The following is a 19,359-nucleotide window of genomic DNA, read 5'->3' on the forward strand; positions in this document are numbered from 1 at the left end:
ATAACACGGGCAGCTCGCAGGCGGTAATGGATACCGCGGCGAATGTGGTCGGAGCGAACTTTTGGACAGATTCGCTTGAAACGGTACAAGTGAACGGAGCCGACTACCTGACCAGCAACAAGAAAGCGTCCGTCACCGTTGCCGAGAGCGGAAATGAGCTGCAAATCGGGGTTGCCGATCCGACTCAGGCGAACGGAGGCACGATCGAAATCGAGCTTCACCGCGCGACAACGGGCGCGCTGCAGCTGGACCCGGGCGTTACGGTCAAGCAGTTTTCGCCTACGACGAAATTGTCGATAAAAACGGCAGGGGCAATAGGGAAAACGTTTCGGGCCAAGCTGAGCACGGTTTCGCCGACAACGCCGGCAGCGCCTCAATTGACGGAAGCCGTACAAGGACCCGGCTCCGCAACGCTGAAATGGACCGCAAGCGCCGGAGCCGCCGGTTACCGGATGTATTACGGGACAGCGCCCGGCACCTATACGAATACCGTGGATGTAACGGAGGTCAGCGGCGACAACCGGTATACGGTCACAGGGCTAACCGACGGAGCCACGTACTATTTTGCCGTAAAAGCCTTTAACGGCGCCGGCGAAAGCGCGGCTTCCAACGAATTGCCGGTCACGCTCCCCTTCGCGATCGCGCCTTCCGACGATGCCTACGTGCGCAACGGTTCCTACGCAAACAGCAACTTCGGCACATCCGATCAATTGGTTGTGAAGAACGATCCGAACTCCGGCTATTACCGGTATTCGTATTTGAAATTCGATTTATCCGCGGTGCCGTGGCAAGTCAAAAGCGCGAAAATCCGCCTGATTCCGACAAGTTTCGGTGTAGCCAATACGACGGGCGTCGCTTATGAAGTAAACAATCATGCGTGGACGGAAAGCGGCATTACCTGGAACAACAAGCCGGCCGCCGGCGGCCTGATCGGAAGCTGGACCGTCCCCGCCGCCGGAACCCCCGTAACGTTGGACGTAACCGCACAAGTGAACGCGGCCTTGTCCGGCGACAAGACGATCGCCGTTCAGCTCGCCCAGACGACCAACTACGGCTCGACGGGCTGGGTCATCTACGGCTCCAAGGAGCATGCGGAGGCGGCTTACCGTCCTGTGCTGCTGTTCGAAAAGCTGGATACGGCTGCGCCCGTTACGACCGCTGCGATATCCCCGGCGCAGCCGGACGGCCTGAACGGCTGGTACGTCCATCCGGTGACAGTAACTTTGGCTGCTACGGATAATTTATCGGGGGTGGCAGCTTCGGTATACAGTCTGGATGGAGGCGGCACTTTGCAGACATATACTGGACCGGTTACATTCAGCCGCGGCGGCAAGTATACGGTCAGCTACCGGTCGACGGATATTGCGGGCAACACAGAGCTCGCGAAGACGTATCAATTCAATCTGGATACGGAAGCGCCGCTTATAGCGGTTGCGTCTCCGGCAGACGGAAGCTATAGCGACGCTCAGGATTTGCTGCCGCAATTTGCGGTGACCGATGGCTTGTCCGGCGTCGATAATACGAAGACGACCGTGTCGATCGACGGGCAGCCCGTTGAACAAGGGGCAACGATTCCGCTTTATAGGTTGCCGCTGGGTACTCATTCATTGAAAATAACAGCATGCGATCTGGCGGGAAATGCGGGGAGCGTCAGCGTGAACTTTCAGACGGCGCGAGTATCGACTCGCTCAAAGCGCTGGTCGCCAGGTTTGCGAAAAGCGGGTGGATCGATAACATGGGAATCGCGAGCAGCCTGACCCAAAAACTGGTTGATGGCGATCTGAACAGCTTCGTGCATGAAGTTCAAGCACAAAGCGGCAAACATGTGAATAGCGACGCCGCACGCTACTTGCTTCGAAATGCACAGGCATTGAGATAAGCGCACGATAGCGAAAGTTATCTTGCACAGGCCGTCCGGCCTGTGCTTTTTTTTGTCCGGATTCGATTGCTTGACTCCTGCACCGTGCACTATGGAAGCATAGCGACTATTGGTACGGCAGGCTCATCAGATGAGCGAGCAAGGGCACGGGAGAGGCCGGATTTTTCTCAAGATCAAATCGGAAGCCCGGCTGTTGCAGTTAGCCGGGCTGGCTCGAACATTTCTAGCTTTCCGACAGCGAACGCAGCCGCCTGAGCGAAGGGAACAAATACATCCACAGGCCGGCGACCGCTATCGTGCCGAGCCCGCCGAGGAAGGCGGCGGGGACGGGGCCGATAAATCCGGCGAGCACGCCCGATTCGAACTCGCCGAGCTGATTGGAGGTTCCGATAAACAGCGAGTTCACCGCATTCACCCGGCCCCGCATCTCATCCGGAGTTTGCAGCTGCACGAGCGAAGACCTGATCACGACGCTGACTACGTCCGACGCTCCGGTGAGAAGCAAGGCGACCAGCGATACGACCAGGTTTGTCGAGATGGCGAAGAGCATGGTGGCCAGGCCGAACACGGCGAGGGCCGCGAACAGCTTCAGTCCGACGGCTCTTTGCAGCGGGTAATAAGCGAGAATGAGCGACATCAGCAAGGCGCCGACCGCCGGGGCGGTTCGCATCAGCCCCAAGCCCCAAGGGCCCGTATGCAAAATATCCTGCGCAAAAATCGGCAGCAGCGCCGTAGCGCCGCCAAGCAGAACGGCAAACAAATCGAGCGATATCGTTCCCAAAATCGCAGGATGGCGATAAACGAATTCCAGACCCAAGAAGACGGAGCGCAGCGATACGGGCTCCGTCTTTCTTTCGCTGCGCTCCACGCGGATGAAGCAAGTAAGAATTCCCGCTGTGAGCAGCGCGATCGTCGCAGCGCCGTAAACGCAAGACGCTCCGAGCGAATAAAGCAAACCGCCAAGAGACGGGCCGAGGATTTGCGCCGTTTGCCCGGCCGAGGTGCTCCATGCGATCGCTTGCTGCAAAATATGCTTCGGCACCAATTGCGGCAATAGCGCAGAGGACGAAGGTCCTTCGAAAGCGCGGCAGGCGCCGAGAATCGCCGCAGCCAGCAAAATTTGCTCGCGACCGAGCCAGCCGGCCATATTGCCGACGAGCAGCAGAGCGGCGATCCCGCCTTCGATGAGCTGGCATAAACATACGATCTTCCGGCGGTCGAAGCGGTCTGCGGCATGGCCGACGACGAACGTCAGCAGCACCATCGGGATAAACTGGGCGAGTCCCACGAAACCGAGACTGAAAGCATCGTGGGTAAGCGCATACATTTGCCAGCCGATGGCGACGGAGAGCATCTGGAACGAGGTGGACGATAAGATTCGCGAGATCCAAAAGTTTGTGAAAGACGCCTGCCTGAGAACGGAATCCTTTGGCGGAAGCAACATACGGGTCACGACCTTTTACGAAAATTGTGCTGAACGTACGGCAACAGCGACTTCGATACGAAGCATCATAGCGGTTATTGCCAATTAATACAATAGGAAACTTGAAAGCGAAGTTGCGAATTCTTATTGACAGCTATTCGCAGGGCGCTTATACTTTCAATTAATAACACCAGTGGAGAAATAAACGTGATGAAACTCATATTCTCGTAAAAAATCGAGACAGAAGCAGGTGATACCCAACCGAATTAATAACACCATGAAACTAATGTGTTAGAAGGAGATGCCCTTGGAACAGATCAACAAGCACGACCAAGAATATATCAAGCACAAAAACAAAAGCATGGTGCTTGATGTCATTCGAAACAGACGCCCCATCTCGCGAGCGGACATCGCCAAAATTACCGGCATGAGCCCTACGTCGGTCAGCCGCATCGTCGCGGATTTATGCCAAGCCGGCATCGTCAAGGAAACCGAGCAGTTCTCTTCCGGCGTCGGCCGCAAGGCGACGCTGCTCGACATCGACGCCAGCTCCGTGCTGACGGTGGGCATCGAGCTGGACAAGACGGAAATCAAGATCGGCGTCGTCGATTTCGACGGCCGCATTGCGGCGGAACATACCGTCAGTGGCGCGAATCACGACAAAGCTCCGCAAGCGGTCGCAGATACTATCGCCGCCAAGCTGTTGGAGCTGGTTCGCGACAACGGCATTAACCGAGACAAAATTATCGGCGTCGGCATCGGCATTCCGGGCATTATCGATGTAGATTCGGGAACCGTCGTATTTTCATCGCAATTGGGATGGAAGAACGTCGCTTTCCTCAAGCTGGTGGAAGAAAGAGTGGGCATTCCGACTACGATCGATAACGATTTGAACGTAAAAGCTTTGGGCGAAAGCATCTACGGCCACGTGAACGAATCGCGCAAAACGGTGCTGATCGGCATCGGCAGCGGAGTCGGCTCCACCCTGGTCATCGACGGGGAAATTTACCGCGGCGAAACGAATATTGCCGGGGAAATCGGCCACTTCAACTTCGATCCGAACGGCATGCTTTGCGAATGCGGCAAGCGGGGCTGCCTGCAAACGTACATCGCCGAATACGCTCTGATTCAGGAAGCGAATAACTTCAAAAAGGTTTCCAGACTCAGCGAAATTTTTCACGAATGGCGCGCCGGCGAACCGTGGGCGATCAGCATTATCGACAGGGCCTGCACGTACATCGCCGTTACCGTCAGCAACGTTGTCTGCATGTATAACCCCGATACGATCGTTCTCAGCGGCAACTTTATCGAGCAGCATCCGCACATATTGGAAGCCGTCCGCGCCAAATTGGACGATTTTATTTGGGAGCCTTTTCGCGGCACGTTCAAGCTCGTTCTGTCCAAATTCGCAGGGAAATCGGTTATGATCGGTGCCGCCTCGCTGGCGCTGAATTTGCGTCTCGATTATGAATTGCAAACGAGCTGAAGGGAGAGAAGCGAAGATGCAAGAGCAAGTATTGGTGGAAGAAAGCCGCAACGGCGCGCTGGAATGCGTGCATAGCGGGCACATTTGCGGGGTCGGCGCAGACGGAGAAGTGAGGTATGCAGTCGGCGATGCGGATTATGTAGCGTTTTTGCGCTCGTCCGGCAAGCCGGTGCAGGCGATTCCCGTGTTCAAGCACGGAGTGCCGGCCAAATACGGGCTGACGGAGAAGGAAATGGCCATTATGATGGGCTCGCACCGGGCCGAGCCGTTTCATGTCGAAGCGCTCGAAGGGCTGCTGGCGAAGCTAGGCTTGTCCGAAAGCCACCTTGTATGCAAACCTACCTACCCGCTTGGCATTCAAGCGAAAGAAGACGTGATCCGCAGCGGCGGTCCGCAGCGCTCGATCTATCACAACTGCTCCGGCAAGCACCTCGGTACGCTGGCTTTGTGCAAGGCGATGGGCTATCCGCTCGAAGACTATTACGATATTTCCCATCCGGCGCAGCAGGAAATACTCTCAACCCTTGCCTATTTGTCCGAATATCCGCGCGAACGCATTACGCTCGGAACGGACGGCTGCGGTTTTCCCGTGTTCGCGATTCCGCTCCGCAATTTGGCGAAAGTATATTTGAAGCTTGCTTGCCCCGAATTGATTGACGATGTGGCGGTGCGCAGCGCCGTTGAGACGATCGTCCGCCTGATGAACGATCACTACGAAATGATTGCCGGCACCGACCGCATTTGCTCGGCGCTCCTGATGGATCCCAACATCGTCGCAAAAGGCGGGGCCAAAGGCATTTATTGCTTCGGCCTGAAGCGCGAGAAGCTCGGCTTTGCGTTCAAGGTGCTGGACGGGTCCGAAGACGAATGGCCGCTCATTGCGGCATCGATTTTGGAGCAGATCGGTTACCCGGGTCGGGAGACGATAGACCGGATGTACGCGTTGGCGCCGCAAGACATCGTCAACGACAACGGCAAAGTCGTCGGCATGAATAAAGCCGTGTTCCGCATGGAAAATCGATAACGAGCTTGCTTCCCGGGTTTTCTGCCGCAGCCGTATCCACACCGGACGGCCGTCGGCATTCCATTTATAAATCATAGGAGGGGTACGACATGCAAAGAAAAATGTTTATCGTGCTGGTCTGCGCCGCATTGGCCTTGATGATGGCGCTGGCGGGATGTTCTCCCGCAGGCCAGAGCGGCCAGAGCCAAAACGGCTCAAGCGGCAGCCAGACAACGCAAGGAGGAAACGGCGGGACGCCGGCCAAGCCGGTTAAGCTCACTTACCTGGATCCGCTGCCGAGCCCGGAAAGAACCGCTCTCATGCAAGATTTGTTAAAGCGCTTCCACGACCAAAATCCGAACATCGAAGTGGAATACCAGTCCGTACCGTGGGATCAGGCCAGCAAAAAATGGCTGGCGATGGGGGCGTCCGGCACGCTTCCTGACGTTGTCAGCATTGACGATACGTCCATGACCGGTTTAGCGGCCGCCGGCTATATCGAAAACCTGCAGCCTTACTACGACAAGTGGAGCCAGACGGGCAATTTGACCGAAGCAAGCAAGCTGAGCCGCAACAAGTACAAGGGCAACGTATACGCGATACCGGACGGGTTCGGCCTGCAAGGCTTGTTTGTCCGTACGGACTGGTTCAAGGAGCTGAATCTGGAGCCGAAGATCGAGACGTGGGACGACTACTTCGATCTCGCCAAAAAATTGACGGATCCCGCCAAAGGCAGATACGGCATCTCGTTCCGCGGCGGCGCGAACGGCATTTTGCGGGCGATGGAATATGTCGTGAACGCCGTTCATACCGACAGCTGGTTTGAGAAGGACGGCAAATCGATTTTGTACCGTCCTGAGGCCGCGGCAGCGTTCAAGAAGTTTTACAGCGTATACCTGGACGGCTACGCGCCGAAGGAATCGATCAACTGGGGCTTCAACGAGATGGTGCAAGGGTTCATGAACGGCCAAGCGGGGATTTTGAACCAAACTCCGGAAGTCATCGTCACCGCCGACAAAAATATGAAGCCGGGCACGTGGACCGTTCTGCCGATGCCGAAAGCGAGCGACGGCAAGCGCTACATGACGTGGGGCTACACGGCCGGCTATGCGATGTCCGCGAAATCGCAGAACAAAGCGGAAGCGTGGAAGCTGATCGAGTTTTTGAGCTCGCCGGAAATCAATCTGGAATACTGCAAAAAGTTTTCGGCCATTCCGATCTACAAGAAAAACATGGACGACCCGTTCTTCAAGCAAGGCCCGATCGCAGGCTACGCCGCGTCGCTCGCCGACGCCAACATCGTCTACTCGACGCCGCCGAGCTATTTGACGGAGCTGCCGAATTTCTCGGGAACTTACGCCGTACAGGAAACGCAAAAATATTTGACCGGCGCGCAAAGCCTGGACGATACCGTGAAGCATTTGGCCGATTTCCTTACGCAAGCGCAGCAGAAATATATGAAAGAAAACCCGCAATAAACGTGTTCGCATAACCGGGGGGCTTCCCCCGGTTATGCAATATGATTGACATTTTATTACTGGCGGTGAACCTGGTATGCCCACGACTTCCCATGCAAAAACGAATGCCGGAGGCAAAAGGCGCTCCGCCGCGCTGGAGCCGTACTTGCTGCTGGCGCCCGCCGTATTGATTCTGGCCGCCTTCTTCGCCTATCCGCTGCTCAAAGGCATCACGCTCGCGTTTTACCATTACGTGCTGTTCGAGCCGCAAAACATTTATTTTGCGGGACTGGACAATTTCAAAAAGATTGTCGCCGACCCCAATCTGCCGCTCATTTTGCGCAATTCGGTGCTGTGGGTCGCCTTGACGGTCGGTCTCCAATTTCTGCTGGGCTTCGTCCTGGCGCTGGCGCTGAACAAGACGTTCCGGGGCAAAAACCTGTATCAGTCCGTCGTCTTTTTGCCGTGGGCCGTCTCGGGATTTTTGATCGGCATGATGTTTAAATGGATGTTCAACGCGCAGAACGGCCTGATCAACTACTGGCTTGTGAAGGCGGGCATCGTCGCCAAAGGCGTTCCGTTTCTGGCCCTTCCGCACGTGTCCATCTTTCCCGTCATTGTTGCCATGGTATGGTACGGCGTTCCTTTTTTCGGCATCATGATCTTGGCCGCCTTGCAATCGATCCCGCACGACATTTATGAATCGGCCGAGATCGACGGAGCGGGCAGTTGGACGAAGCTGTTCAAAATCACGATTCCGTACATTAAGCCGACGCTGATCGTAACGGTGCTGCTGCGGGTCATCTGGGTGTTCAACTCCGCGGACCTCATTTACATCATGACGAACGGCGGGCCGGCGAACAGCTCCGACAACTTGCCGTCCTACATTTTGAGCCAGATTTTCAATACGAGCGATTTCGGCGTCGCATCGGCGCTCGGCTTGCTGATGCTGGTGCTGCTGACGGTGTACACGGTGATCTTTTTGTACGTTACGAAATATGAAGATGCTGGTGATATATGATGACTAAACGATTGCTGGACCGGCTCCCCGAAGTGTTCCGGGCTGCGGCGCTGCTGCTCTTCCTGTTGTTCACCGTCGTCCCGTTCTACTGGATGTTCGTAACGTCGATCAAAACGCGGCAAGAAATTTACAGCAGCGAGCTGACGCTGTGGCCGAAGCAATTTACGTGGGCCAATTACGTCGATACGCTGCACAATACGCAGTTTCCGCTTTATTTTGCCAACAGTGTGCTCGTTACGGTCGTAAGCTCGCTGATCGTGCTCGTCATATCCGTTATGGGCGGGTACAGCATGTCGCGCTACCGGTTCAGAGGGAAAAAGGCGGTGCTGCTCGTATTTCTCGGCACCCAGATGATTCCGACGATCATTATTCTGGTCCCTCTGTTCATCCTGTTTTCCAAAATGAACATGCTGGATCATTTGTCGTCGCTGATCGTGACGTATACCGTCATGAACATTCCGTTCTGCCTGATCACGATGTCCAGCTTTTTCCAACGCATTCCGGTGGCGCTGGAGGAGGCCGCCTTCATCGACGGCTGCAACAAATGGCAGACGATGCTGCTCATCGTATTGCCGCTCATGCTGCCGGCCATCGTCGCCACGTTCGTCTTCGCCTTTACGGGGGCGTGGAACGAGCTGTTCTTCGGGATTATGTTCATCAACGGGGAAGCGGCCAAAACGATCCCGATCGGACTGAACAATTTCGTGCAAAAATTCGACATCAACTGGGGCCAAATGAGCGCGGGAGGCATCATGTCGCTGATCCCGGTCATGATCATGTTCGCCGCCGTGCAAAAATATATCGTTTCCGGGCTTACCCAAGGAGCGGTTAAAGGCTAGATCGGAGGGAAGGCCATGTTGCTTGAAGTGATCGTAACGAATGCGGACGACGCCATAGCGGCGGAGCGTGGCGGGGCGGACCGGCTGGAGCTGATAACGGCCGTATCGGAAGGCGGGCTGACGCCGAGCATCGGTATCGTTGAAGAAACGGCGCGTGCCGTACGCATCCCCGTCTATGCGATGGTACGGCCGCACAGCCGGTCTTTCGTGTACGGGGAGTCCGACTTGCGGGCTATGATCAAAGACATCGAGGCGATCAAGCGCACGCCGGCCCGGGGTGTCGTGCTCGGCGCGCTGACGCCGGAGCGAAAAGTGGACGTCCGCACGCTCGAAGCGCTGCTGGAAGCGGCGGAAGGGCTCGGTGTCACGTTCCACCGGGCGATCGACGAAGCGGACGGTTTGCTGGAAGCGTACGAAACGCTGCTCGCTTATCCGCAAATCGAGCGGGTGCTCACGTCCGGCGGCAAGGCAAGCGCTCTGGACGCCGCTGCGGACATACGGCGGCTTGCGGAAAGAAGCCGCGGGGAGCGGCTCTCGGTCATGGCGGGAAGCGGACTGACGCTTGCTGCGCTGCCGGAGTTTTTGCCGGCGGCCGGCGCCGCCGAGATCCATTTCGGCAAAGGCGCGAGAATTCGCGAGAGCAGCGGGGAAGACATCGATGTTGCGCGAGTGAAGGCGATCAAACAGTGCTTGGCAAGGCACGGGTTGGGCCAAACGACATGATGGGGGCGGCAGCGTGGACACATTAATCGGCATTGACTTGGGCGGCACCAACATCGTTTGCGGTCTGTCCGATCTGGAAGGCAATTTGCTGCACATGGTGAAGCTGCCGACGGAAGCGGAGCGCGGCAGCGATGATGTGCTGCGGAAAATGGCTGACATGACCGGGCTCCTCGTCCGGCAGGCGGGCCGAGACATGAAGTCCGTCCGCGCCATCGGCGTCGGGACTCCGGGGTTCATCGATCCGGTGCGGGGCGTCAACAAGTTTTCGTCGAATCTGAAGTGGGAGAACGTCCCTATGGCCGGGCTGCTTTCGGCGATGACGAATAAGCCGGTATTTATCAATAACGACGTCAAAATGTACATGTACGGGGAGGCGCTGAAAGGAGCGGGCCAAGGGCATCCGTGCGTGCTCGGCGTGACGATCGGAACCGGCTTGTCCGCCGCGGTTATTCATAACGGCGACATTTTTTACGGGGGGGATTATTTGGCCGGCGAATTGGGCCACGTCCCTATCGAAGGCAACGACTTTCCTTGCAAGTGCGGCATGACGGGTTGTCTGGAAACGATCGTATCGGCTACAGGCATTGCCGGGCAAGCGCGGAGAGGGATCGAATCGGGGCGGGACAGCGTCATGTCGGGCTGGCATCCGGATTTGTCGCAGCTGACGGCTGCGGACGTATCCCTCGCTTACGATATGAACGACAGTTTGGCTATCGACGTCATGAACCGAACCGGCAAAGTGCTCGCTATCGGCTTGTCGTTCGCCATCCCGCTCGTCAGCCCCGATGTTGTGCTGATCGGGGGAGGCGGCGCTTTGGCGGGGCCGCGGCTGTTCCGCCCGTTGCAGGAGGAACTCGCCCGCCGCGTGCATCCGATGTACATGGGCAAGCTCGCCGTCAAGCCAGCGATGCACAACGAGCACGCCGGCGTGATCGGCAGCGCGCTCTATGCGCTGAAGCAGTTGAGTGACTGAACCCCGGCCCGCAAAATGACTGCCAGGCAGCTTGGATGCTGCCCCGGCAGTCATTTTGGTTTGCGCCATTCGCGGGATAGACAGCTGTCGGCTTTATGGTAAGATGGAAATAAAAACCGGAGCGGGAATAATGAAAGCGCGTACATCTGGGCAATTCTCCATCCGAACGATATTGATCAGCAGCTTCCTGCTGCTCATGATTTTTCCCATCATCGTCATTACCTTGGTGACGTACCATAAAGAAAATGCGATATTCCAGGATCAGGTCAGCCGGTTTTTGCTGCAGACGGTGCAGCAGACCAATCGTTCCCTGGATGCCAACTTGTCCGAGATGGACCGTCTGACGTGGCCGATTTTGTACCGGGAGCCGCTCGATTTTCTGGTGAAGCCCGGCGATTCGTCCTACGAGATCGTCAAAGCGGCCGCCCAATTCAAACAGGAGATGTTTCATCAATATTTCCGGGGCCGGATCAACGAAGTGAGCTCCGTCTATTTCGTGACGCCGGAGCGCATTTTGCTGTCCACGGAGAACGCGTTCCAGACGTTCGACCAAGTCATTCCCGCCAATTACCGGTACATTACGGACCATCTGGAGCAGGACCCGCTGTCCATCCACTGGTTCAGCGAAACGTACGCGATCTTGCCGCACCGCGAAGCGTACACGACCGGGATTCACCCTTCCGTTCTGGCGGCGCGAAAGATCGTGGACAGTAGCCGCGTAGAACTGCAAGGCTATTTGATCATTCAGCTGAACAACTTGTTTCTCGAGGACGTGCTGCAAAATGTGCAGATCGGCAAAACCGGATCGCTGCTGCTTCTCGACCAGGAGCACGAGCTGCTCTTCGGCCAGCAGTCGCCTTATTTGAGCAACGAGCGCATCCGGCAAGCGCTGGGGCGGCTTTCCGCGAGCGGAGCCGGGACGGAAGTGATCGACGGGAAGTGGATCGTCGCGCACGTCGCTTCCCCCAAAAGCGGGTGGATCATGGCGGCGGTCGTGCCGCTGCAAGAACTTCTCGAGCCGAACCGGCTCTTGCTGCGGAATTTGCTCCTGATCGCGGGGCTTGGCGCCGCCGTCTCCATTTTCGTGTCCTTGTCGCTCGCCACCAACATATCGAGGCCCGTCGTTCATTTGTCCCAGCTTATGCTGAAAGCGTCCTACGGCAATTTGGACGTCCGGCACACGAACGAGAGCTACCGGGAAATCTCGATTTTGCAGCGCAATTTCAACAATATGATGGAGCGCATTCAAGAGCTGCTGGCGGAAGTCGAGAAAGAACAGCGAGAGAAGCAGCAGGCTTCGATGCGGGCTTTGCAAATGCAAATCCATCCCCACTTCCTGTACAACATTCTGGATACGATCTATTGGATGTCCAAAAAGTATAAAGCCGAGCAAATCAGCAAGCTGGTTACGTCGCTCGGAAAATTTTTCCGGCTCAGCCTGCATGCGGGGAAAGAGCGGATTCCGCTGGAGCAGGAATTCGAGCATGTGCAAAGCTATTTGGAGCTGCAATCCGTCCGTTACCGGGACAAGGCGACCTATCGGGTCGTGCTGGATGAGCGGGCGAGACGAACGCCGATGGTGCCGCTGCTGCTGCAGCCGCTAGTGGAAAACGCTTTCGAGCACGGCATTACGCAATCGCCCCCCGCCGATAAGCTTGGGGAAATCTCCATCGCCGCCGTCCGCCTCGGCCATAAAGTGAGCATAGAAGTGCGCGACAACGGCAAAGGGATGAGCGGGCAGGCGCTGCGGGAGCTGCTGCACAGCTTGCGGGATACGGAAAAAGTCGAGCACATCGGGCTGCGCAACGTACAGCAAAGGCTGCTGCTCGCTTTCGGCGCCATGAGCGCCTTGCGCATCGAGTCGAAGGAAGGGGCCGGCACGACGGTTGCTTTTGACATTCCGGCCGGAGGGGAGGAAGCTTGAACATGCCGAAAATTCGCTGGAGCAGCTACTCCGCCGTGGCGCTGCTCTTGGTGTGGGGAATCGGCTGCATCTATATTCTCGGCTTCTCGGCAGGCGACAAGCCGACGTCGGCGCAAGCGGAATCGCCGAAAACGATCAAGCTGCTCATCCGCACCGGCTACGAATCCGAGGCGATGCGGCAGGCGATCCCTCCCTTCGAACAGGAGACCGGCATTCGCGTGGAGATGATCGAACTCGGCCGGGACGAATATTTTACGACGGTGGCTACCCAATTGTTCGCCGGTTCGGACGATTTCGACCTGGTGTTCGTCCCCAGCACCTATGTCGCGCAATTCGGGCTAGGCAAAGTGCTGCTGCCGCTCGATCCGTTTATGCGGGACCCCCAATACACGGACGAGAAAATTTTCGATCAGGCCGATTTTGCGGCGACGTACTCTTACAACCGCAACGTGTATGCGCTGCCGACCGATATCAGCACGCATTTTCTCTATTACCGCAGCGACTTGATTCCGGTCCCGCCGCAGACGTGGGACGAAGTCAAGCAGCTCGCAGAGCGGTTCACAAAGGCGCATCGCGCCGATTCGCCGACCAAATGGGGACTCGGCTTTACGGGGCTCGCTCCGGAGGAGCTGCCCAAAATATTCGACACGCTGCTGTGGAGCTTTGGCGGCGACTTGCTGAACGGCGACAACGAGGTGTTTCTCGATTCTTCCCGCTCTTTGGACGCCGGCCGCTATTTGGAAGGGCTGGTGCGGGACAAGGTGGTGCCTCCCGATGTGCTCTCGTGGGGATTTTCCGATGTCCGGGACGCTCTCATGAACGGCGATATCGCCATGGCCGCTCCGAACTGGAACGCGGCTTACGATTCGATCCGCAATTCGGACAGCCGCTACAAAGACGTCATCAAAGTGGCCATGATTCCAGGTGTAAGGGGACCCGACGGCACGATCCGGCGCGCTTCGTTCCAGCACGGGTGGGCCCTGTCGATCAATGCCAAATCGCCGCATCCGAAGGAAGCGTGGAGATTCATCTCATATATTACCGGCAAACGCGGCGGCTTTATTTATGCGAGAGCCGGAGGGACGCCAGCCCGCAAATCGATCTTGTCGGATCCGCTGCTGCAAAATATAAGGCCCGAGTTCGCCTTGACGCTGGAAAGCATGAAGATCGCCAGAAACGAGCCGGCCGTCCCTTTTTACCCGCTTATGATCGACATCCAAAACGATGCGCTGACGCAAATATTGACGCTCCATACCCCGCCGGATCTGGCGCTGCGGGAAGCGGGGAAGCAGCTGCGCGGCGCTGCCATTCACTATACGGCAACCCGGCAGCCGGAAAGGTAGGGAAGGAGTTATGGTTTGCAAAGCGATCCTGATCGACGATGAAGACTGGATCCGCGAAGGGCTCGCCGAGCATCTCGACTGGAAGGAGATGGGCATCGAGCTGTGCGGGGCGTTCGGCGACGGGGCGCAAGCTCTGGCTTATACGCTGAACGCGGAAGTCCATTTGATTTTGACGGACATCCGGATGCCCAATATGACCGGGCTCGAGCTCATCGCCTCGCTGAAAGAGCATGCCGCGCGCAAGCCGGAGCTGGACCGCGTGAAAATCGTTTTTCTCAGCGGCTACGACGAGTTCGCCTATGCGCAGCAGGCGCTTCGCTTCGGGGCCGTCGACTTCCTGCTGAAGCCGGCCGAAGCGGAAGACATCGAGCAAGCGCTGCTGCGGGCGAAAAGCCTGTGGCTGCGGGAATCTACGGCGCCGCCGGACTCTTCCCGGAGCCGAAGCGCAGACGCGGAGACCGAGCCGGTATCGTATATTATCAAAAAAGCGCTGAGCATTGTGAACCAGCGCTACACGGAAGATTTGCAGCTCGCCCAAGTGGCCGAGGAGGTGTTCGTGACCCCGAACTATTTGAGCCGGCTGTTCAAGCAGGAGACCGGGCAATCGTTCAGCGAATGCCTGTCCGGCCTGCGGCTGGAAAAGGCCAAGGAGCTGCTCACGACGACCGCGCTGAAGGTGTATCAGATCGGCGAGCTCGTCTGCTACCCGAATCCGCGCTATTTTAACGACTGGTTCCAGAAATCGACCGGCGTGACGCCAAGCGAATACCGCAACCGCTACACCGTATAGCAACAGCCTTTGACCGCCTGTGCAGGCGGTTATTTGTTGTTTAGGAACAGGTTCTCTATGCAGCGTCACGCTGGGCGCTATTAGGCACCGATTTGACGCATCGAACGTGCAAGGACCTGATGTTCCATGAATAGCGACGAAAATTCGCAGTGAGCGTCCATCAAGGCGCTAACGGAGAATTTTTCCATTTCTGCTGAAAATCAGCGTCCATAAAGTCTCCGTTTAGCGCACACGGGCTTTATTCCACCATTCAGCAGCGTCTGTCCGGGGGGCCAGGGGCCGGATTCGGTTCGAGCTTGAACCAATCTGTTGCTGCAACGGCAAGTAAAGATTCAAAGTACCTTCAATCCTGCTCGGAATAGCGTAAAATGACAATTGGGGCGCATCTCATGAATAAGTTCCCCGGTACGCCAATAAAAAAAGGGCAATACGCCGCTACGTATGCCACTGTGATCTTCATTTCAATATCGTAAACGCCTTGCAAGAAACATCCTGATTAACATCCCCACAACGACTCCAACAACCAACCCGATAATCGCCAGCCACATCGGACCGAGAAAGTCGCGGGAAAAGATGAGCCCGGTCGTGGCAAAAAAAGCGCCGGAAGCGAAAGGGACAACCGCAAACGGCGTTACTCCGCCGCCCGCATCCTTATAAGCGTCCCAAATGCCGAACATATAGACGCAAGGGTAAAACATGAGCCAATGATAATCCGCTAACTGTATTGCCTGCTTAATGTCGCCATGAAAGCTGAGAATAATGACTTCGTTCAAATCGGCCTGCCAATTGATCACAAACTCCAATGCGACCAGCAGCAGCCCTTTCACATATCGGCCGTTGAGAAGCTGCCCAAAGCCCGGAAGGGCTATGCTCCATAAAAATACTTCGGTACGCGTCGTTTTCTTCATCTTAATTTCCATCTTTTCTATTTTAAGGTCGATTGCGCATAAAACATTTATTTTGATAAATAATAAGGCAAAATTAAGGAGATGGGGAATGGCCACGATGAATGCGATAAACGTAATGGACATCGAGAAAATGATTGACAACACCGAGACGAACGTAAAATTGACGTCTGCAGAAATAGGAAAGCTTTGGGCGACGTATATGGGGAATAGCATGTCCAAATGTGTTTTGAATTATTATTTGAACCATGTCGAGGATCAAGATATTCAACAAGTTCTGCAGCAAGCTCTGCATTTATCCGAACAATTCGTCGATACCATAAAAAACATTTTTCAACGGGACAATGTTGCGGTTCCGGTCGCCTTTACGGAAGAAGACGTGAATGTCGGGGCGCCCAGGCTGTACGAGGATGAGTTTTATTTGCACTACTTGAAATATGCCGCAAAAGCGGGGATGAGCATCTATATTATTGCAATACCGATCATGACCAGATCGGATGTAAGAACATTTTTTACTCATTGCCTCAATTCGACGGTTAAGCTGATCAATGAGGTTAACGATATATTGGCCGCGAAGGGCTATTTGATTAAGCCGCCTTACATCCCTATGCCCGACGAAACCGATTTTGTCACAAAGCAAAATTATTTAAACGGGTTTTTCGGCGATGTCAGACCTCTTCACGCTTTGGAGATCGCTCATCTTTACGATAACATCCAAAACAATGCGACAAGCAAAGCCGTGTTAATCGGTTTCGGCCAGGTTGCCAAGCTGCGGCAGGTGAAAGATTATTTCCGGAAAGGAAAAGAAATTTGTTCGAGACATATCGACATCTGCAGCGAGCTCCTTACTAAGGAAGACTTGCCCGCCCTTCCGCTGGTGGACCATTTGGTTACGGAATCGACATTCTCTCCGTTTTCGGATAAATTGATGATGTTCCATAAGCTGGATATGTTCGCTATGAGGATAAGAAATTATGGCAATTCCATGGCCGTCAGCGCAAGGCACGATCTCGCGGCAAAGTATGCGAAATTTATAGTCGACGTCGGCAATTATGTAGAGGACGGAGCCAATACGATGATCGATTTGGGATGGATGGAACAGCCCCCGAAAGCAGCGGACCGGGATGCGATCGTAAAAAAGTAATGAGGACGATCGTAGCCTCTTCATTATTACCATTATAGGTAAAAATTTCCAAAATCATTCATTGATGGCGTAAGTCGAAGCGGAGTTCTACAACGCCACGAAAGTTCACTGCCCGTGGCGATTTCTGCCTCATACGCTTAAATACCCGTCAGCTCGGTCTCTGTTATTTCAACAAATGATTTGGCCGGTGATGCTTTGCCCACCCGCCAAAGCCAGTCACCGGAAACAATAGAGACGATACTTATCTTAAGATAACGGAAGTATCAGACCATCTGCATGAATGATGGTTAGAATGATGATTAACGCGGTAAAAACGATGGCTGGCGCCGTTTTGCCGATTGGATCTTTGACCCTGAAATGCGCGAGGCACGCCAATAACATAGTGATTCCAAGCCAAACTCCAGCCCATGCGACCGCCCCTGCATACCAGTAGCCGATGATGAGCAACACTGCTCCGGCTAACTGGACGATACCTGTGACTACACGAAACCACTGCGGTAGTCCAAGATTCTTGAAAATATCTGCCCAGTATTTAGCCCCCGCGATCTTGGCTCCTCCTGAAAAGGCATAGTATAAGACCAACAAACTTTGAAGAACGATGGAAAATACAGTCATAAGGATTTCCTCCCTTTATTTTATGCGCCATTAATTTCGAATTGCCATGCTATACAGGACTCATGGATACGTCTTAGCCGAACCGAAATTAGCGAGGTCGAGAATATGGGGGGATGGCTGACGACGATCGTCTCGAGAGTTTGTCTGGATATGCTGCGAACTCGCAAATCGCGGCGTGAGGAGCTTACGATGGTGAGTATACCTGAACCGGTTAATAGCCCACAGGACGAAAACAACCCCGAGCACGAAGCATTGTTGGCTGACTCTGTTGGTCTTGCGATGCTGATGGTCCTTGGAAATTTGAATCCCGCCGAACGGATCGCATTCGTATTGCACGATATTTTCGCCTTTCTCGGAGATCGCCCCGATTATAGGGCGTAACGAGGTTGCAGCCAGACAGCTTGCGAGCCGTGCACGCCGTCGGGTTCAGGGAGCGAAAGAGACTGCGGATTCGGAGGAGTTCAAGCGAAAAAGGGAGCTTGTAGACGCTTTCTTAGCTGCGTCGCGCGCTGGAGATTTTGAGAAGCTTCTTGCGGTATTAGACCCCGACGTTGTGCTCCGGCAAGACCCTGCATTTCCGCCGGTCGCAGCATGGCCGGTTGTTCACGGTGCGGAAGCTGTGGCCAAGGGCTTCGCCGGTCGTGCCCAGGGTGCAAGACCGGTGCTCGTGAACGGAGCTGTGGGCGTAGTCGTTGCTCCTCGCGGTCAATTGCTTTTCATACTCGAACTCAAGATTGTGGATGGCAAGATCACCGAGATCGAAATGATCGCCGAACAAGACCGGATTCGCCAGCTCGACTTAGCAGAAATGAAGGATTAGCTTAAAAGAGAGCCATAATAACAATAAAGTTGAAACGCATTGTCTGCGACAGTGCGTTTTTGTATTTTGTTCAAGATCATGTCTTTACACGCACCAAACAACTGTGTAAAAAATCTGAACAAAAGATAAATTCGCCGCATATCGAAGTGGAAGCGCTTCCGCTACAATGAACGAAGGAAAGCGATTACTACCAATGGGCGGGGAACGATGAAGCAAATACCTGCATTTGAGGCCAGAGGCATCGTCAAAAATTTCGGCCGCATTCAAGCTCTCAAAGGGATCGATTTTTCGATTTATCCGGGCGAGGTAGTCGGGCTTCTAGGCGACAACGGGGCGGGCAAATCGACGCTCATCAAAGTGTTTTCCGGAGCGCTTTCTCCCGACGAAGGAGAGCTGCGGCTTGAAGGGAAGCCGTGCCGGTTCTCGTCGCCGCAAGAAGCAAGAGACGCCGGCATCGAGACGGTCTATCAGGACCTGGCATTGGCGACGGATCTCGACATCGAATCCAACTTGTTTTTGGGCCGGGAGATCGTGAAGAAAGGCTGGCGAGGCAAGTTCGGTTTTTTGGACCGAAGAGCGATGTTCCAAGAAGTGGAAGACTTGTTCGACAAGCTGAACATTCGCGTGCGCGACCTACGTGCGAACATTTCCGACCTGTCCGGAGGGCAGCGGCAAGCGGTAGCGGTGGCACGCGCCGTCAAATGGGGCAACAAGCTGGTAATTATGGACGAACCTACGGCCGCTTTGGGCGTGGAGCAGTCGGCGATGGTGCTCGATCTCGTCAGGCAAGTTCGCTCCAAAGGGATTCCGGTTATTTTTATTAGCCACACGATGCCTTTCGTCTTCGACGTTTGCGACCGTATCGTCATCCTCCGCCTTGGAGAAGTTGCGGCAGATCTGAAAGTGAGCGAAACGACGGTGAACGAAGTGGTGCAGTACATTACCGGCTCCAAGCAGTCCGAGAGCATTGCCCGGCTCCAGCAGGCAGGCGCCCGCGCATGAAAGGAGAACAGA

Annotated in this window: 19 protein-coding genes; 16 read left to right on the forward strand and 3 right to left on the reverse strand. The window is 55.3% G+C overall.

Features of this window, described 5'->3' with window-relative positions; genetic code table 11:
- Positions 1-26: 26 nt before the first annotated feature.
- The gene (locus tag SD70_RS35740; protein WP_231571006.1) at positions 27-1,757 is read left to right on the forward strand and encodes a CBM96 family carbohydrate-binding protein; all 1,731 of its coding nucleotides are present in this window, start codon (positions 27-29) and stop codon (positions 1,755-1,757) included.
- A complete protein-coding gene (locus SD70_RS35745) occupies positions 1,736-1,879 on the forward strand; it encodes a hypothetical protein (RefSeq protein ID WP_156157869.1) in 144 nt (47 codons plus the stop codon). Before SD70_RS35740 ends, SD70_RS35745 begins: the two co-directional genes overlap by 22 nt.
- Positions 1,880-2,102: 223 nt before the next feature.
- On the opposite strand, the gene SD70_RS03110 is transcribed toward SD70_RS35745, so the two are convergent.
- Positions 2,103-3,323, reverse strand: coding sequence for an MFS transporter (locus tag SD70_RS03110; RefSeq protein ID WP_041045537.1), 1,221 nt, complete (start codon positions 3,321-3,323; stop codon positions 2,103-2,105).
- 286 nt (positions 3,324-3,609) lie between these two features.
- On the opposite strand from SD70_RS03110, the gene SD70_RS03115 reads away from it, so the two are divergent.
- From SD70_RS03115 to SD70_RS03160, 10 genes are all read left to right on the forward strand, one after another.
- Positions 3,610-4,788: an ROK family transcriptional regulator gene (locus SD70_RS03115; protein ID WP_052486998.1), complete on the forward strand. Its 1,179-nt coding sequence runs from the start codon at positions 3,610-3,612 to the stop codon at positions 4,786-4,788.
- 16 nt (positions 4,789-4,804) lie between these two features.
- Entirely contained in the window at positions 4,805-5,812 is a 1,008-nt protein-coding gene (locus tag SD70_RS03120; RefSeq protein WP_197080919.1) for an asparaginase, read from the forward strand.
- An 89-nt stretch (positions 5,813-5,901) separates the two neighbouring features.
- Complete coding sequence (locus SD70_RS03125; RefSeq protein WP_041045539.1) at positions 5,902-7,269, forward strand: ABC transporter substrate-binding protein; 1,368 nt, start codon at positions 5,902-5,904, stop codon at positions 7,267-7,269.
- 76 nt (positions 7,270-7,345) lie between these two features.
- Entirely contained in the window at positions 7,346-8,269 is a 924-nt protein-coding gene (locus SD70_RS03130; RefSeq protein ID WP_052486999.1) for a carbohydrate ABC transporter permease, read from the forward strand.
- A complete protein-coding gene (locus tag SD70_RS03135) occupies positions 8,266-9,108 on the forward strand; it encodes a carbohydrate ABC transporter permease (protein WP_041045541.1) in 843 nt (280 codons plus the stop codon). The genes SD70_RS03130 and SD70_RS03135 overlap by 4 nt, the downstream gene beginning before the upstream one ends.
- A 15-nt stretch (positions 9,109-9,123) precedes the next feature.
- On the forward strand, positions 9,124-9,831 hold the full coding sequence (locus tag SD70_RS03140) for a copper homeostasis protein CutC (RefSeq protein WP_041045543.1): 708 nt from the start codon (positions 9,124-9,126) through the stop codon (positions 9,829-9,831).
- 13 nt (positions 9,832-9,844) lie between these two features.
- Positions 9,845-10,804 (forward strand): ROK family protein, encoded by a 960-nt coding sequence (locus SD70_RS03145; RefSeq protein WP_041045545.1) that lies wholly within the window; start codon positions 9,845-9,847, stop codon positions 10,802-10,804.
- Between the two features lie 130 nt (positions 10,805-10,934).
- Positions 10,935-12,728, forward strand: a complete 1,794-nt coding sequence (locus SD70_RS03150; RefSeq protein ID WP_041045547.1) for a cache domain-containing sensor histidine kinase — start codon at positions 10,935-10,937, stop codon at positions 12,726-12,728.
- Positions 12,729-12,730: 2 nt separating this feature from the next.
- Entirely contained in the window at positions 12,731-14,071 is a 1,341-nt protein-coding gene (locus SD70_RS03155; RefSeq protein WP_041045549.1) for an ABC transporter substrate-binding protein, read from the forward strand.
- Between the two features lie 10 nt (positions 14,072-14,081).
- Positions 14,082-14,861: a response regulator transcription factor gene (locus SD70_RS03160; protein ID WP_041045551.1), complete on the forward strand. Its 780-nt coding sequence runs from the start codon at positions 14,082-14,084 to the stop codon at positions 14,859-14,861.
- 461 nt (positions 14,862-15,322) lie between these two features.
- Here SD70_RS03160 and SD70_RS03165 read toward each other — a convergent pair whose 3' ends face one another.
- The gene (locus SD70_RS03165; protein WP_331436714.1) at positions 15,323-15,865 is read right to left on the reverse strand and encodes a hypothetical protein; all 543 of its coding nucleotides are present in this window, start codon (positions 15,863-15,865) and stop codon (positions 15,323-15,325) included.
- A 1-nt stretch (position 15,866) separates the two neighbouring features.
- Between SD70_RS03165 and SD70_RS03170 the strand changes: the two genes are divergently transcribed.
- The gene (locus tag SD70_RS03170; RefSeq protein ID WP_156157873.1) at positions 15,867-16,910 is read left to right on the forward strand and encodes a DUF3231 family protein; all 1,044 of its coding nucleotides are present in this window, start codon (positions 15,867-15,869) and stop codon (positions 16,908-16,910) included.
- Positions 16,911-17,156: 246 nt separating this feature from the next.
- Here the strand turns inward: SD70_RS03170 and SD70_RS03175 are convergent, their stop codons facing one another.
- Positions 17,157-17,525 (reverse strand): DoxX family protein, encoded by a 369-nt coding sequence (locus SD70_RS03175; protein WP_041045555.1) that lies wholly within the window; start codon positions 17,523-17,525, stop codon positions 17,157-17,159.
- A 105-nt stretch (positions 17,526-17,630) separates the two neighbouring features.
- On the opposite strand from SD70_RS03175, the gene SD70_RS37500 reads away from it, so the two are divergent.
- The 3 genes from SD70_RS37500 (at position 17,631) to SD70_RS03185 (ending at position 19,347) form a co-directional block, all read left to right on the forward strand.
- Positions 17,631-17,906 (forward strand): hypothetical protein, encoded by a 276-nt coding sequence (locus SD70_RS37500; RefSeq protein WP_231571007.1) that lies wholly within the window; start codon positions 17,631-17,633, stop codon positions 17,904-17,906.
- Between the two features lie 238 nt (positions 17,907-18,144).
- Positions 18,145-18,345: a hypothetical protein gene (locus SD70_RS37505; protein WP_231571008.1), complete on the forward strand. Its 201-nt coding sequence runs from the start codon at positions 18,145-18,147 to the stop codon at positions 18,343-18,345.
- A gap of 207 nt (positions 18,346-18,552) precedes the next feature.
- Positions 18,553-19,347 carry an ATP-binding cassette domain-containing protein gene (locus SD70_RS03185; RefSeq protein ID WP_041045556.1) on the forward strand — a complete coding sequence of 265 codons (795 nt, stop codon included), beginning with the start codon at positions 18,553-18,555 and terminating at the stop codon, positions 19,345-19,347.
- Positions 19,348-19,359: the final 12 nt, after the last annotated feature.

It is taken from the genome of Gordoniibacillus kamchatkensis (genome assembly GCF_000829455.1).
In the GTDB taxonomy this organism is placed as follows: domain Bacteria; phylum Bacillota; class Bacilli; order Paenibacillales; family NBRC-103111; genus Gordoniibacillus; species Gordoniibacillus kamchatkensis.